Source organism: Nostoc commune NIES-4072 (assembly GCF_003113895.1).
Taxonomy (GTDB): domain Bacteria; phylum Cyanobacteriota; class Cyanobacteriia; order Cyanobacteriales; family Nostocaceae; genus Nostoc; species Nostoc commune.
The window spans coordinates 5527226-5543275 of the sequence record NZ_BDUD01000001.1 but is presented as its reverse complement, the minus strand read 5'-3'; the positions used below and the strand labels follow the sequence as shown (position 1 = coordinate 5543275).

The window sequence follows — 16050 nt, the reverse complement described above, 5'->3', positions numbered from 1 at the left end:
GGGTATTGGGCATTGTTACTCTTCTCTTGCTCCTCCCCAGTCTCCAGTCCCCAGCCCCCAGTCCCTAGACCCTAGACTCGCAACGCTACCATTTTTTCCACAGCTTCTACGATTTGCTCTGGTTGGATGATTGTTAGTCGTTCTAAGTTGCCGTTGTAAGGTGTGGGGATATCTTGGGAAGACAGCCGCAGTACTGGCGCATCTAATTCATCGAATAAGCGATCGTTGATTGAGGCGATGACTTCTGCTCCAATACCCGCAGTTCGCATGGATTCTTCTACAACAATGACTTTATGGGTTTTACGTACTGATGCCCCAATACTATCAAAATCCAATGGTTTTAGAGATATTAAATCGATAACTTCTGGATCATATCCTTGTTTTTCAAGAGTCTTTACTGCTTGTAGCACATGATGCCGCATTCTGGAATAAGTAATAATTGTGACATCTTTCCCCTCACGCACCATTTCTGCTTTATCCAGAGGTAGCAAGTATTCTTCTTCTGGTAAATCTTCTTTTAAGTTGTAAAGTAAAACGTGTTCAAAGAACAACACGGGGTTATCATCGCGGATAGCGGATTTCAGTAATCCTTTAGCGTTTCTTGGTGTGGAGCAGGCAACAATTTTCAAACCTGGCACAGCTTGGAAGTAAGTTTCTAGTCGCTGGGAATGTTCTGCGCCTAGCTGCCGTCCGACACCGCCAGGGCCGCGAATTACCATCGGAATTTTAAAGTTACCGCCAGAAGTATAGCGCAGCATCCCAGCGTTGTTGGATATTTGGTTGAAGGCGAGCAGTAAAAAGCCCATATTCATACCTTCAATGATGGGACGTAACCCTGTCATCGCTGCTCCCACTGCCATGCCAGTAAAGCTATTTTCGGCAATGGGGGTATCTAGAATGCGGAGTTCGCCATATTTTTGGTACAGGTCTTTGGTAACTTTATAGGAACCGCCGTAGTGTCCGACATCTTCACCGAGAACGAATACGCTGGAGTCACGCGCCATTTCTTCATCAATGGCTTCACGTAAGGCGTTGAAAAATAGTGTTTCTGCCATTTAGACCTTTTATTACGATTATAGTTTTAGAATTTTATCGTGCTGCTGTCGCAAATACGGTGAGCGATCGCACTAGTTAGAGTTTAGGTTGTTTAAACGAACCGCATAAGCACTATATCGAAGCTATTTTCCCGTTAGATAGAGGTAATTTAGAAGCTGGAATTACCTCTATCTACAGCTAGGTTCTCATTTAACCTCCATTACACTAAATAGTAACTTTAATCAACTAGGAGCTTTCAAAGCTGCTTCTGTTTGGGAGTGCAACAACAAACCATATTCCAAGCCTTCCACCACCGCTTGATAAGAAGCCTCCAAAATATTGGTGGAAACCCCTACTGTAGTCCAGCGTTGACGACCATTGCCCGACTCTACCAAAACACGGGTTTTTGCCGCAGTGCCTGTATGTCCGTTGAGAATCCGCACTTTGTAATCTGTCAAATCAAAGGTTGCTATTTGGGGATAAAAATTCACTAAAGCCTTGCGTAAAGCGGCATCCAAAGCTGCCACGGGACCATTACCTTCCGCCGCTTCCAGAATATTTTTGCCGTCAACAGCGAGTTTAACCGTAGCTAAAGCATTGCTAGTTTCTTTCCCCTCAATCAAGTCACAGTGGACTTGAAAACCTTTGACTTCAAAAAACTTTTGGCGACCTCCCAAAGCTTCATGCATCAACAACGCAAAACTGGCCTCTGCTGCTTCAAATTGAAATCCTTCACTTTCCAAATCTTTGAGGCGCTGGAGAATTTGCTTGGCTTCAGCCTTCAGTTGATCGAGGTCAATGCCAAAACTGCGGGCTTTGGCTAAAACATTGCTAAGTCCAGACTGTTCAGAAATCACAATGCGGCGATGATTTCCAACTTGTTCCGGCTGAATATGTTCATAAGTTAGGGGATTACGTTCCACAGCTGATACATGAATACCGCCCTTATGGGCAAAAGCCGAAAGTCCGACAAAGGGAGCGTGTTCATCTGGCGCGAGGTTGACCACCTCACTCACAAAACGACTCGCTTCTGTAAGTTGTGTTAGCTGGTCTTCTGTGATACAACTGTAACCCAGCTTCAATTGTAAATTGGGAATTAATGAACAGAGGTTAGCATTACCGCAACGTTCACCGTAACCATTAATTGTCCCCTGTACCATCTTTGCCCCTGCCATCACGGCAGCTATTGCGTTAGCAACCGCCATTTCCGAATCGTTATGAGTGTGAATTCCAATTTGGGGGATTGGGGATTGGGAAGAGTCTTTCCTAGTCCCTAGTCCCCAGTCCCCAGTCCCCAGTTCCCCAGTCACCCTCACCACATCTTGAACAATTTGGCTAATTTCATGGGGTAAAGTACCACCATTAGTATCACAAAGGACTAACCATTCAGCACCAGATGCGATCGCAGTTTCTAATGTCTGTAAAGCATAATCTCGATTGTGCTTGTAGCCATCAAACCAATGTTCGGCATCGTAGATAATGCGACGCCCTTGAGAACGGAGGTACTCAATCGTGTCGCGGATCATCGCCAAATTTTCTTCTAATGTCGTCTTGAGGCTGGTTGTGACATGTAAATCCCAAGACTTGCCAAAAATCGTTACCCAGCGAGTCCCCGCAGCCAAAATATCTTGTAGCATCGGTTCGGTTGCAGCAGTGGAATTGGGGCGGCGAGTCGAACAAAAAGCCACAATTTCAGCTTGTTTTAGCGGATCTTCTTGGAGTTGCCAGAAAAATTGTACATCCTTGGGGTTAGCTCCAGGCCAACCGCCTTCAATAAAGGGAATTCCCAGTTGATCGAGTCTACGAGCAATGCGTAACTTATCTTCTATCGATACTGATAGCCCCTCGCGCTGAGTGCCATCTCGTAATGTAGTGTCATAGAGCCAAAGTTGAGGTGAAGAATTTGTGGTCATAAAACTGGGACCGACGAGACAACTTTCAAGGCAATGTGTCAATATACAACAAAACGCCAGTTTGGCAATTTAAAAATGCCTAAGGTACTAGCTCAAGGTAAAACAATTGAGTGCGTAAGCAAAAGCAATCTCCGAACAATTTTGCTGCAAAATGGAATTGAACTCTACAATGACGGTGCTAAGTTAATAAACTGTCGGGGCATTGGCAGTTGCGGAACTTGCGCGGTTAAGGTAGAGGGCGAAGTATCAGCTGCGAATTGGCGTGATCGAGCACGGCGTTCGCGCAGCGTGCGCCTAAGCGCATTCGCTTCCTCCCCATTCTCCTACAACAGACTTGCGTAAGGAACAGTCAAACTCTGGTTGTAGGCGATGTGAAAGTGACAAAGTTTGATGGATTTTGGGGACAAAATTCTCGAATAGTGTGGACACCAAAAGGTTAAAAAGGAGTAAGAAAAGATGGGTAGATGGACACCCTTAATTTTAATGGCTGGAGGTTTGGCCATTCTGCTTGGTACATTACTGGGCATCAACTTTCCTATGGGAGTACAAACCGCTAACGCTCCCAGTGACAAAAAATCACAAGTCCTGCCAGCTAATATCAATGTTAATAGCAGTGCTGGCAGCAAGAATGAAGAAACTGCAACTGAAGGAAATCAAACAACCGAAACAAACGCAAACAAGCGCAGTATTGTAGCTCCAAGACCTGAGAACAGGAGTAACGTTGCTCAGAATCCTTCTGATGACTCAACATCACCTGCTGACACTACAACAGACAACAATACAGATTCTTCACAAACAAATACGCCATCTAACGAAACAAATCAAGGCAATGAACCAATTCGCGCTTTGTGGTAACAGATCCGTCTATAGTTACGAGTTATAAGTTATAAGTTATGAGTTATGAGTTATTAGTTATGTACTAATGACTAATGACTAATGACTAGTGACTAATGACTAATGACTAGTGAGATTGTAATTATTGGTGGCGGCGTTATTGGTTTAGCGATCGCCATTGAGCTAAAACTGCGCGGGGCAAGTGTCACCGTGCTTTGTCGTGACTTCCAGGCTGCCGCTACCCATGCTGCTGCTGGGATGTTAGCACCAGATGCAGAAAACATCCCTAATGAGGCAATGCGTTCCTTGTGTTGGCGATCGCGTGCATTATATCCTGACTGGACGCGCAAACTAGAAGAACTAACTGGCTTAAATACTGGCTACCGTTCCTGTGGCATCCTTGCACCCGTCTTTGAAGAGGCAGAGGGGCAGGGGGCAGGGGGCAGGGGGCAGGGGGCAGGGGGAGCAGGGGGAGATAGGGAAGTAAATTCTTCATCATCCCCCTCTTCCCCGGCTTACTGGTTAAATGAAGAGGCAATTCATCAATATCAGCCAGGATTAGGAACCGAGGTAGTTGGTGGCTGGTGGTATCCTGAAGATGCACAAGTTGATAATAAAGCTTTAGCTCAGGTATTGTGGACGGCAGCTGAGTCTGTTGGTGTTGAACTCAAAGATGGGATTACAGTAGAAGCATTTTTACAGCAGCAAGGACAAGTGGTTGGCGTGCAAACCAATGCGGGAATAATTCGCGCCGCGCACTATGTTTTAGCTTCAGGTGCTTGGTCAAATGAGTTATTACCAGTACCCGTGCGTCCCAGAAAAGGGCAAATGCTGAGTGTACGGATACCAGAAATTGCGCCGGAGTTGCCCTTGAAGCGGGTTTTGTTTGGGCAGGATATTTACATCGTACCAAGACGCGATCGCCTTGTGATTGGCGCAACCAGCGAAGACGTTGGTTTCATTCCCAACAACACCCCAGAAGGCATTCAAACACTATTACAAGCTGCCATCCGGCTGTATCCCCAACTTAAGCATTATCCCATCCAAGAATTCTGGTGGGGATTTCGCCCAGCTACCCCCGATGAATTGCCCATCCTTGGTACTAGCCATTGTCAAAATTTAACCCTTGCAACAGGTCATTACCGTAACGGGATTCTACTTGCACCCGTAACAGCCGCCTTAATTGCCGATTTCATCTTGGAACAAAAGTCTGACCCTCTACTTGCTAATTTCCACTATTCGCGCTTCCAGTCCCAGCCATCTACCTCCACCCTAATGCTGACTCACTCTGCCAATTTTTCCAACGGGAATCACCCTACCATATCCCCCCATTCCCCACTCCCCACTCCCCACCCCCCACTAATCATTGCTGGCAAAACCTTCCAATCCCGCTTGATGACGGGAACTGGTAAGTATCGCAGTATTGAAGAAATGCAGCAAAGCATCGTCGCCAGTGATTGCCAGATTGTCACCGTAGCAGTACGACGGGTACAAACCAAGGCCCCCGGACATGAAGGTTTAGCTGAAGCCTTAGATTGGACAAAAATCTGGATGTTGCCTAATACCGCAGGTTGCCAAACTGCTGAAGAAGCGATTCGGGTAGCGCGTTTAGGGCGAGAAATGGCGAAATTGTTAGGGCAGGAAGATAATAATTTTATAAAGTTAGAAGTAATACCTGACCTTAAGTATTTACTCCCAGATCCAATTGGGACGTTGCAAGCCGCAGAACAATTAGTTAAAGAAGGTTTTGCAGTATTGCCCTATATTAACGCTGACCCGATGTTAGCCAAACGTTTAGAAGAAGTAGGTTGTGCTACAGTTATGCCTTTAGCATCGCCAATTGGTTCTGGACAAGGACTAAAAACAACCGCCAACATCCAAATCATCATCGAAAATGCGGGTGTACCAGTGGTGGTAGATGCCGGTATTGGTTCACCCTCAGAAGCCGCCCAAGCAATGGAATTGGGAGCAGATGCTTTGTTGATTAATAGTGCGATCGCACTTTCTCCAAACCCAGCAGCAATGGCTCGTGCCATGAATTTAGCAACAGTTGCCGGTCGTTTGGCATACATTGCTGGCAGAATGCCTATCAAAGACTACGCCAGTCCTAGTTCACCTCTGACTGGGACGATTACTAGTTAGGGAATCGGGCATGGGGCATGGGGCATAGGACATAGAGCATGGGGCATGGGGCATGGGGCATGGGGCATGGGGCATAGGGCAGATACTGTTGGCGAATTGGTAAGGATTCTAACTCATCAGCCCCAATCGATCTTAATTTATTTAATTTCAGTGCGTTTCAACGCACTTTAGCTATGAGCAATCAATTTATTGCAGGGCGGGAAAGCAATGCAAAACCAAGATTTTAGGGATGGCGGGTTTAACAAGAAAGTAAATTGACCAACAGTATCTGGGGCGTGGAGCATGGGCGTGGAGCATGGGCGTGGGGAATAGACAGACAAGGGAGACAAGGGGAATAATCAATGCCCAATCCCCAATCCCCAATGCCCAATGCCCAATGCCCAATGCCCAATCCCCAATCCCCAATCCCCAATGCCCAATCCCCAATGTAACGATTTGTCTAGCAGTTTAAGGGCGGATTTAGCATTTATGTAACATTAAATGAACGATAAAGATAAAGGAATTAATTCATGCCCTATACAAACGAAGAAGGCGGTCTTCTAAATAATTTCGCCAAGGAACCAAAGATTTATCAAGCAGAACCCCCCACAGAAGGGCAGAAGCGAACTTATCTTTTACTAGGAATAGTCGCTACAGTTTTGGTTGGCGGCTTGATTCTAGTTGCCTTCTTTGTTTCTAAGAGCAGCTGATCGTAAAATATTTTAATAAAACTTCATTTTCTTGATAGTTTTTCAGGTTCCGATTTTAAAAGGAGCCTGCTTTTTTATTTTTTGTTAAAATTGAATCAGAAATTAGAGTATCATTATATACTAATTTATTTTACTATACCTGAAAAACTCAATTTATCCTAAGCAGCACAGCGTTAGCTTAAAAATCATTTCTATTATGAGATTAGCCGACTTGGATATGCCGAGAAAGGTGATATGTATTGTGTTTTGGCTCTTTAGCCGCCATGAGCGTGAATGATACTGCACAAAATGATAATTCCACTTGGAATCGGCAAGTATACCAACGATTGAAACTTGCCTTAAGTCTTGGTTTACGACGGCAACTTTTTTTAGCAGTATGTGATGATTTACACTTGAGAAATCAAGTAGCAACTCGTCTGCATTCTACATTGGCTTATCCTATTGGACAAGTGCTATCTCAGCGATCAAATGCCCAAGAAAATAGCACTCTAGCTTATCCGCGATTAGTTACGTTGCGTTTGAATTTAAATGATCCCAATCCCATAATTCAAATAAATCAATGGTTGGCAAACTATCCACCGCCAATTGTTGGAGCATCAAAAGATACCCCTGGAAGACCTTTTCCAGTACCAGCATTTCAGATTGTCGGCGTGGAGCATCTCACCAAGCAACCAGTCGCTACACAACGGTTATTTTTGCACCATCTCCGCCGAAGCGAACAATATTTCTCTGTACAAGAATCTAACTTGCTGTTATGGATACCGCGTCCTTGGTTATCTGCTATCAAGCAATCAGCGCCACAGTTTTGGCGTTGTCGGACTGGCGTATTTGTGTTTGCCGGAGAACCTACACCAGCGACTCAGAATTCAGGTTATCCAGAACGTTTTTCTAATCCCAGAAGCTTGGATCTAGGCTATATTGAGCAGTCAATTGTAGATGAATCAGTTACCCAAACAGAACTTAGAAGCGCCGATACTGAGTTAAAGTTGAAGAATAATTCCGATTTTCCGGCAGAAACACAAGGGAATAGCGTAGATAAAACCCAGGAATCGCCATCGACAGCAGATTTATTAAAGGCTGCGCCACAACAGCAGGAATCTACTAATAGGTCTGGTAGCGCAAGTAATAATCAATCGCTGTCGTCTTTATCTCATATTAGTAGCGAGTTAACGGAGCTAGTAATAGCAACAATAAATACAAATATTGTCCAACATACAGAGGATTACTTGCAACCGCAGCAGATTTTGTTGGAGATTGAAGAATTACACCAAAAACAAGTTCCAGGAGAAGTACTGGCAGAAGCTTATCATCGCTTGGGCACTTTATACCGCCTTCGCATTGAGCAAGGAGAGTCAACCCTAGAAAATCTGATGGTGGCAATTATTGCCTATCAGGAGGCTATTAGCTATGACGAAGCCTCACCACAACTCCCAGATATCTTAAATGATTTGGGTACACTCTACTGGATGCTATACCGTACACCGCCTAATTCTGAGGAAGGACAAACTTATATAGAGCAGGCAATAGAATTTTATCAGTTAGCGTTGAAGATGATCTCGCCCCAGACACACTCAGAAACTTACGCTCGTGTACAAAATAATTTGGGGACAGCTTATGGTGATTTAGCTCGTTTTTCTCACCCATCTGAAAATTGGCAGCAAGCAATTTTAGCTTACAATGAAGCACTGAGCTACCGTACAGCCGAGATGGATTCATTAAAGTATGCGGCTTGCCAGAACAATTTGGGTACTGCTTACTGGCATTTAGGGCAATACAACCAACCGATTGTGCATTTAAAGAAAGCGATCGCAGCTTACAACGAAGCACTTGTACACTACAACCCCGAACAAGAACCGCTCAAGTATGGCATGATTCAAAACAACATCGGCACCGCCTGTTGGAATCTAGCACAATACGAACAACCTGCCCAAAATCTCCAGCTAGCTATAGATGTCTACACCGAAGCTCTCAAGTATCGCACTCCAGCTAATGTTCCCAGCGCCTGCGCCGCTACACAAAATAACCTGGGTACTGCCTACTGGCATCTAGCAAACCTATCTCAAACAACTAAAGAGGCACGGCAAAAGTATCTGCAACTATGTATTAGCGCTTACGAAGAGGCCGTAGCCTTGGCTCACTCACTTAGCGGTATTCCTTTAAGTTTTGATTTGCTTGCCTCTTATAATAACTTGGGACTAGCACATTATCAGCTAGTAATAGATAAGTCGTTTAATGATGACAAAGCAACACGTTCTCAACACCTAGAAATAGCATTAGACAACCATTTACAAGCCTTAAACGGATTAAGCAAACAGCCAGAGGCTTATCAAACATCCTTTAATTATATAGTGAAAACTATTCGTGCTTTTCATAATGAATTAGGCATACAAGGACAAAATCTGGCTTTATCTAAAGTTCCTAGTCAGTTGTTGCCAGAAATTTTGTCAAAGCTATAAAGTATATACTGAAAACCTTTGAAAAAGAGGCAGGGGGAGAAAAAGAAATAGTCTATTTCAATTTGTCAAGATTCGATTAGAATTACAGGGTTTTTTATCCCTTGCAGTTGGTTCTCCTTGAATTCGACCAACGAATCACATTTGTCTCAATAACGTGAAGAGTGTAAAAAAGAGTAACTTTATCTTGACTTGACAATTGATCAGAGAAGCGAGTAAGGTAACGATGTCTACGATGGGCTACGCCTACACAATTACTGTTTTACTAATTTGTAATTATTAAAATATTTTTTGCCAATTCATAAGTTTAACTTAATAAAATAATTATTTAGATAATATTTTATAATAAAATCCAGCAAAATATTGGCGCGTTTTAAGAAAGTTTACTAATTTAGACTGGAAACATAGTTTAAAAAAGCTCCAAAATTAGATTTGGATACTTAAGTTATGAAACTAAGTTTGATTTTTGCGACTGCTATCTCTAGTTTTTTTGTGGGTGCGACTATAGCACTTGGTTTCTCTGACCAAGCAGATGCTCTAAGTTTTTCTGGTATCTCTACTGGTACATGGGGAGAACCTACTCCAGGAAGCATCGATATCAATCCCAATCCCATATACACAGGTGTGGGAAACAACATATTTACTTGGGGTGATGCTAATGTGTGTCTACCAAGTCCAAATCCTAGTGGGTGTACAATAACAGGCTCAAATAAACTTACCTTTATTGGAAATTCGTTTTCAACTGACATTAACTCTGTATTCAAAGTAGGTGATTTAGCTTACTTTAATGGAACTGTAGTTAAAGGTACAAGTGTTGAAGAGGTGCCTTTAAATCTCAATGTATCCTTCAGCTCTCCCGTTGGAATCAGTCAAGTTTTTGACTTGAAATTGCATCTAGTAAATACACCTAATAGCGTAACAAATTCTGAAGAAGAGAATGCAGACCTTGTATTTATAGACGAAAACTTGAGTAATCGGACTTTTGCCTTTGAAGGCAATAAATACACGCTTGAACTAACTGGTTTTAATCCAGACGTTGGGCAGATAAGTATTAAGGCTCTTGAAGGAGGCACAACTAAAACAGCTATTTATGCCAAAATCAAAAGCATACCTGAACCTGCAACAGTAGCGGGTCTATTCCTGCTAGGCATGTACCTGATATCTAGTAAAAAATTGCTGGAGAAGAAATAGTCAGAGCTTTCAGCTCCAATACAAGGTTTGTAGCAGTTCTCGTACCTGTGAGAAATCCTACCGACGATACCTCAGTTTGCTCAACTCTTTTAAGGCGTCCGCACAAATGGCTCCTGTCTTTTATGCAATTGAGAACCGCTACATAGCCATATTCCATAATTGATAAATTTTAACCCAGCATAAGAATTGCTGCGATCGCATCAAAATTTATTCCCATTGAAGAATTTAGGAGTAAAGCCGGAGACGCTCTCTACGAGACATGAAACTCCTGCTGTAGTCTTCTGACCATGAGGTAGGGTGTCCTTGGCTTTGCTCCTGACTAACCAATAAATTGCAAACCTTTCCCAAGTTTTAGGAAATAAATCTACAATAAAAGTAAGCTAATCGTCATTCATTTTTTCAGAATGATTCGCTTGTAGTAAGCTGCTCTAGCCCTGATTTTATGCAACTTAAATGCAGATTAGCTTAAGAGTTAGCAGTCAGCCCATTTGCCTCTATTTAGTGGTGTAGATATAGGACTCATATTTGATTTTTGAAAAAATACCTAGAGGAGCCAATCGTGTGGTGAGGTAGTCCCATATTCTCCCAAAGGCAGAGGCTGCCGCCAACTCAAAGCGTCTCGTAGAGAAGGGGGTTCCCCCAAGAAGGAATTGCCGTTAGCGTAGCGGTAGCGAGCTTGCGAACGTCAAGGGTTTCCCGACTGGAGCGAACTGGTATTGTGTGGCTGCGAGAGTACGGCACTATTTTTAAGCTGTTCGCATTCCTATATATGGATGTAAACAATAAAACAACTTTGGCAACAATTAAATTAATTTTGCGTCATATTGAGAGTATCTCACCATCTATTTAGTGACGCACATTAGCAAAATACAAATTCTGAGGAGCGATATCTCCAATAAGACTGGTTGCAACACAAACTCCAGGTTATATAAGCACTTTCATATTCAGAATGCGCCTATAAACAGGTTTCATAAATTTTAGAAACAAACTAAGTGAATCAACGTCATTAAATACATCACATATACAAAGGTTTACTCACTTATGACTTGCCTACATCAATGGAAATCTGGAACTGCTGCGCTCATGGCAATAGCCGTTACTGCAAGCGTCACTGCCCCACTGTTAACTTTAGCTCCTGCTAATGCACAATACAGAATTGGGCAAGACAGAGTTGGGCAATATGGAAACGTTACTATTCCTTCTGGGGTTGCTTTACCTGTTACCTACGAGAAAGAGACAATCACTATTGCTCCTGGGGAAAGTAAATCTCTAACCTTGAGAATAGCGAATGACATTATTGACAGAAATAGAAATGTCTTGATTCCCGCCGGGACTAAAGTAAATGGACGATTAGAATCTGTTGATTTAGATAGTTATTATTCAAGAACTACAGATGATAATCAAGGGAAAGGCGTGCGGTTTGTAGCTCAAGAATTAGAATTTTCTAATGGTCAGCGTCAGCCAATTAATGCAAGTTCTCGGACATATACCACAACTCAAAAAGTTTCACAGGGGCCCAGCACAGGTCAGGTTTTAACTGATGCAGCTATTGGTGCTGGTGCTGGTCTTTTAGGTTCACTAGTAACTGGTAACCGCAAAATTGACGATTTAAAACCTGTTCTCGGTGGGGCTGCGGGTGCGGGAGCAAGTGTGCTTTTGAGGAAAAAACAAGGAAGTGCCTTTGTTCTTAGACCCGCACAGGATTTGAAGCTTACACTGAATTCTAACTTGAATTTAGTACCACAATCCCGCTACTAGATTTAACTTAATTTAACTCGTGACTTTAATCACCCCTAATAGGCGATCGCACAATACATTTAAAGTGGCGATCGCCTTCAATTTTAATAGCAAAAACATATATTTAACAGCAACCATTCTACCTTTATATCGTCTTAATCATTATCAATATTTATTAATATACTTATTTAATTGTACTGTGTAGAGAGTTAGGAAAATCGGCTCTATTTTCTTCTCTATCCAAAAGAGTATTCAAAATTACGTAATATCCTGATATTTTTGTTAAATAGTGGGTGGCAATAAAGGAGCTTTTGCTTGTGGAAATTCGAGGTTTCGGTATAGGCACATGTCTTGCAATTCCCGTAGTATTAGGTCTTTTAAGTCAGGGAGAAAGGATAAAAGAATTTTTAGTTCCAAACACCCATCAAGATCAAGTATCCACTAATAAGGAAATGAGCCTATCTAGCCGCCAGCTAATTAGCGCGAATTCAAAACCGAAAACATACTATGTTAGTGGTAGTGGAAACGACAAAAATAACGGGCTTTCTACTTCATCCGCCTTTAGGACAATTCAAAAGGCAGCAGACCTTACCAACCCTGGCGATACAGTATTGATTATGAACGGCGTATACAAAAATATGGCCAAAGCTGGGAGTGTAGTAAATATTAAACGTTCTGGAAAAGCAAATGCATGGATTAGGTATAAAGCATATCCTGGGCATTCCCCAAAAATTCAGCACAATACATGGAATGGTATTTTGATTTCAAATGGAGCTTCATATATTGAGATCAACGGCCTGGAGGTTATAGGGAACAATGCTAATATCACCCTTGATTATGCAATGAGTCAGAAAACAAACAAAGTAAACCCACTGACTAATGGAAACTGCATCAACATTGACGGACGAAACAATGGTCGTATTCATCACATCCGTATTGTGAATAACAAAGTGCATGACTGTGGAGGAGGAGGTATTTCAGCGATTCAATCTGACTATGTGACAATAGATAATAACGTGGTATTCAATAATGCTTGGTATAGCGTTTATGGTAACAGTGGCATTTCATTGTTGAACAATTGGAATTCTGACAATAACCGGGGATACAAGATGTTCATTACCAACAACAAGAGTTACAACAATCGCATGTACATCCCTTGGATTGCAGTTGGAATGATTACAGACGGTAATGGCATCATTATCGATAGTTCGAGAAATGATGAGAAGAAAATAAAAATGAGTCCATATATAGGACGTACTTTAGTTAAAAACAATCTTTCATTTAATAATGGTGGTTCCGGTATTCATTCATTTTTAAGCGATCATGTTGATATTGTAAATAATACTGCTATTTTAAATAATCAGAGTCCAGAAATTGAAAATGGGCAAATATTTGCTAATAAGTCATCTGATGTCAAAATTTTAAGAAACATTCTCTATGCGTATCCTGGCAAGGTTATTAACAGTAATTACAATACTCAAAATGTTACTTATGACTATAATATCTACCTCAATAGTTCTAAGATAAATGTCAAAGGACCTAACGATGTTGTTGCAGACTCAGAGTTTTTAAGTAAGCATCCCACTATTGAAAAAATATCTAGTAATTGGAAATCAAAGTTAGATAGACAAAATCCGCCAACGCGGAATAATGTAGAGTCTAAGTCGGTAAGTTTAGTTTGTGAGCCAATGACTTATACTTTGCAAAGCAAACCTATCCAAGCGGGATGCTCCTCGACATCTTTGGCTCAAACTCCTGCTTCACCTTCGGCTCAAACTACTGCTTTTTCTGATGTTTCATCTAACTATTGGGCGGCACAATTTATTCAACAATTGTCACAGCGAGGTGTAATTGCTGGATTTCCTGATGGTACTTTCCGCCCTGATGAACCTGTGACACGCGCTCAATTTGCGGCTATGGTCGATAAAGCTTTCCGAAAATCACAGCAACGACAGGCGATCAAATTTTCTGATGTGCCCAGCAACTACTGGGCATCCAGTGCCATTGGGAAAGCCTATAGCATTGGTTTCTTAGCAGGATATCCTGGTAATCGCTTTGGGCCTAACCAGGCTATTCCCCGCCAGCAGGTTTTGGTGTCCCTCGCCAACGGTCTGGGATATACTTCTGGTGGAAATACCGAAAGTACTCTGAGGTATTTCAATGATGCCTCTAATATCGCTAGCTACGCCCGTAGCCCGATCGCAGCAGCAACTGAAAAACAAATTGTGGTGAACTATCCTAATGTGAAGTCCCTAAATCCAACCGCAACTGCTACTCGCGCCCAGGTAGCAGCTTTTATCTACCAAGCATTGGTTAGTTCTAATCAAGCCCCAGCAATTAACTCGCCTTATGTCGTGTCAAACCCCAGGAATTAACTGCTTGATGTCGTAACTCAATTCAAGTCCTAACTTTAATCACCTCTGATAGGCGATCGCCACTTTAACTATAGTGGGCGATCGCCTTCATTTTTAAACCTAAAAAATCTATTTTTCAGCAACTATTTCATCTCTGTATCGTCTCACTCAATATTCATATTTTCTAAAATACTTATTTAATAGCATTAATCAGTAATGGGCTAATTTCACTATTACCTCCTGCTAGCTCTGTTGGCAGATATTTTCTAATTTTAACTATCTGATTACCTTGTATGTCGAAAGTAATGGGTTTTCCAAAAAGCAGAAATTATTGGGAACCTAATACTTGAGCAAAGGTCTAATTAATTAACAGTAAAAAAACTAATTGTACCGGGATTAAAAATTAATGTTTACTTTAAATAGTTTGCAATCTGGAACAGCAGCACTCATGGCTTTAAGCGTCACAGTCGGTACTGTAGCGCCTTTCATTGCAGCTTCACCATCTTTTGCTCAAACTACTTTTTCTGATGTTTCATCTAATTATTGGGCAGCACAATTTATTCAAGAATTGTCACAGCGAGGTGTAATTGCCGGATTTCCTGATGGTAGTTTCCGCCCTGAAGAAGCAGTGACACGCGCTCAATTTGCCGCTATGGTCAACAAAGCTTTCCAAAAACCAGCGCAACGGCAAGCAATCAATTTTGCTGATGTGCCCAGCAACTATTGGGCATCCAATGCCATTCAACAAGCCTATACCATTGGTTTCTTATCTGGTTATCCTGGAAATCGTTTTGAGCCTAACCAAGCTATTCCCCGCCAGCAGGTTTTAGTTTCCCTCGCTAATGGTCTGGAATATACTCCTAGCGGCAATACCGAAAGTACTTTGCAATACTTCAACGATGCTTCTAACATCGCTAGCTATGCCCGTAGCCCGATCGCAGCAGCAACCCAAAAGCAAATTGTGGTGAACTATCCTAATGTGAAGTTCTTAAATCCAACTGCAACCGCCACTCGCGCCCAGGTAGCAGCTTTTATCTACCAAGCATTGGTTAGTTCTAATCAAGCCTCAGCAATTAACTCGCCTTATGTTGTGGCTATCGGTTCTACTACCCCAACACCTATAGCTGTGACAATTCCTCAAGGGACTGCTATCCCCGTGAAGTATGACAAGGCAGAAAAAATTCTGGTTACAAAGGATGAAACAGCGCCTTTGACATTAACAGTATCCCAAAACGTGGTTACGCAAGAAGGTTCTGTAGTAATTCCGGCTGGTAGTCAAGTTATTGGTCAACTCAAACCTGCTACAGGTGGTTCTCAATTCGTTGCCGAGAAACTGGTTTTGACCAATGGTCAGGAGTATCAGCTTAACGCTACTTCAGACGTGATTACCAAAACTGAAACCGTCAAGAAGGGTACTAGTATTGGTTCAATTCTCAAAGATACTGTATTGGGCGCAGGTGCAGCAACTGCGGTATCTGCCGTCACAGGCGATCGCGCCATTGCTACAGAAGAAGTCTTGGGTGGTGCTGGTATCGGTGCGTTGGTTGGTCTGTTCTTCGGCAAAAATAGTGTTGACTTAATCGCCATTGACCCAGATACCGATTTACAAATGACTATCAATCAAAATTTACTAGTCTCGCTCAAATAGTCATTGGTCATTGGTCATTAGTCATTAGTATTTACAAAGGACAAATGACAAATC

The 16050-nt window shown here is 42.3% G+C and carries 9 protein-coding genes and 3 pseudogenes; 10 read left to right on the top strand and 2 right to left on the bottom strand.

The features are described from left to right. Positions 1 to 71: 71 nt before the first annotated feature. Positions 72 to 1055: an alpha-ketoacid dehydrogenase subunit beta gene (locus CDC33_RS24615; protein WP_109011144.1), complete on the bottom strand. Its 984-nt coding sequence runs from the start codon at positions 1053 to 1055 to the stop codon at positions 72 to 74. Between the two features lie 222 nt (positions 1056 to 1277). Next, positions 1278 to 2948 carry a citramalate synthase gene (cimA, locus tag CDC33_RS24610; protein WP_109011143.1) on the bottom strand — a complete coding sequence of 557 codons (1671 nt, stop codon included), beginning with the start codon at positions 2946 to 2948 and terminating at the stop codon, positions 1278 to 1280. A 75-nt stretch (positions 2949 to 3023) separates the two neighbouring features. Here cimA and CDC33_RS24605 point away from each other — a divergent pair. The 10 genes and pseudogenes from CDC33_RS24605 (at position 3024) to CDC33_RS24565 (ending at position 15996) form a co-directional block, all read left to right on the top strand. Further along, positions 3024 to 3388, top strand: a pseudogene (locus CDC33_RS24605) (2Fe-2S iron-sulfur cluster-binding protein). 16 nt (positions 3389 to 3404) lie between these two features. Beyond that, entirely contained in the window at positions 3405 to 3803 is a 399-nt protein-coding gene (locus CDC33_RS24600; protein WP_109011142.1) for a hypothetical protein, read from the top strand. Positions 3804 to 3905: 102 nt separating this feature from the next. Then, on the top strand, positions 3906 to 5924 hold the full coding sequence (thiO, locus tag CDC33_RS24595) for a glycine oxidase ThiO (RefSeq protein ID WP_109011141.1): 2019 nt from the start codon (positions 3906 to 3908) through the stop codon (positions 5922 to 5924). Positions 5925 to 6433: 509 nt separating this feature from the next. Next, positions 6434 to 6613: a photosystem II assembly protein Psb34 gene (gene psb34, locus CDC33_RS24590; RefSeq protein WP_109011140.1), complete on the top strand. Its 180-nt coding sequence runs from the start codon at positions 6434 to 6436 to the stop codon at positions 6611 to 6613. Positions 6614 to 6876: 263 nt separating this feature from the next. Then, complete coding sequence (locus CDC33_RS24585) at positions 6877 to 9069, top strand: tetratricopeptide repeat protein (RefSeq protein ID WP_109011139.1); 2193 nt, start codon at positions 6877 to 6879, stop codon at positions 9067 to 9069. A 444-nt stretch (positions 9070 to 9513) separates the two neighbouring features. After that, the gene (locus tag CDC33_RS24580) at positions 9514 to 10257 is read left to right on the top strand and encodes a choice-of-anchor K domain-containing protein (RefSeq protein WP_109011138.1); all 744 of its coding nucleotides are present in this window, start codon (positions 9514 to 9516) and stop codon (positions 10255 to 10257) included. A 1041-nt stretch (positions 10258 to 11298) separates the two neighbouring features. Continuing rightward, a complete protein-coding gene (locus CDC33_RS24575) occupies positions 11299 to 12015 on the top strand; it encodes a conjugal transfer protein TrbI (RefSeq protein WP_109011137.1) in 717 nt (238 codons plus the stop codon). A 431-nt stretch (positions 12016 to 12446) separates the two neighbouring features. Then, positions 12447 to 13346 (top strand): annotated as a pseudogene (locus tag CDC33_RS42110) (right-handed parallel beta-helix repeat-containing protein); the annotation flags it as partial. A 336-nt stretch (positions 13347 to 13682) separates the two neighbouring features. Then, positions 13683 to 14354, top strand: a pseudogene (locus tag CDC33_RS39055) (S-layer homology domain-containing protein); the annotation flags it as partial. 400 nt (positions 14355 to 14754) lie between these two features. Beyond that, positions 14755 to 15996 (top strand): S-layer homology domain-containing protein, encoded by a 1242-nt coding sequence (locus CDC33_RS24565; RefSeq protein ID WP_109011136.1) that lies wholly within the window; start codon positions 14755 to 14757, stop codon positions 15994 to 15996. The last annotated feature ends 54 nt before the right edge of the window (positions 15997 to 16050 follow it).

What these genes read in the sequence shown, in the direction of transcription:
- CDC33_RS24615 (WP_109011144.1), bottom strand. Translation starts at nt 1,055, where the DNA reads ATGGCAGAAACACTATTTTTCAACGCCTTACGTGAAGCCATTGATGAA.
- cimA (WP_109011143.1), bottom strand. Translation starts at nt 2,948, where the DNA reads ATGACCACAAATTCTTCACCTCAACTTTGGCTCTATGACACTACATTA.
- CDC33_RS24600 (WP_109011142.1), top strand. Translation starts at nt 3,405, where the DNA reads ATGGGTAGATGGACACCCTTAATTTTAATGGCTGGAGGTTTGGCCATT.
- thiO (WP_109011141.1), top strand. Translation starts at nt 3,906, where the DNA reads ATGACTAGTGAGATTGTAATTATTGGTGGCGGCGTTATTGGTTTAGCG.
- psb34 (WP_109011140.1), top strand. Translation starts at nt 6,434, where the DNA reads ATGCCCTATACAAACGAAGAAGGCGGTCTTCTAAATAATTTCGCCAAG.
- CDC33_RS24585 (WP_109011139.1), top strand. Translation starts at nt 6,877, where the DNA reads ATGAGCGTGAATGATACTGCACAAAATGATAATTCCACTTGGAATCGG.
- CDC33_RS24580 (WP_109011138.1), top strand. Translation starts at nt 9,514, where the DNA reads ATGAAACTAAGTTTGATTTTTGCGACTGCTATCTCTAGTTTTTTTGTG.
- CDC33_RS24575 (WP_109011137.1), top strand. Translation starts at nt 11,299, where the DNA reads ATGACTTGCCTACATCAATGGAAATCTGGAACTGCTGCGCTCATGGCA.
- CDC33_RS24565 (WP_109011136.1), top strand. Translation starts at nt 14,755, where the DNA reads ATGTTTACTTTAAATAGTTTGCAATCTGGAACAGCAGCACTCATGGCT.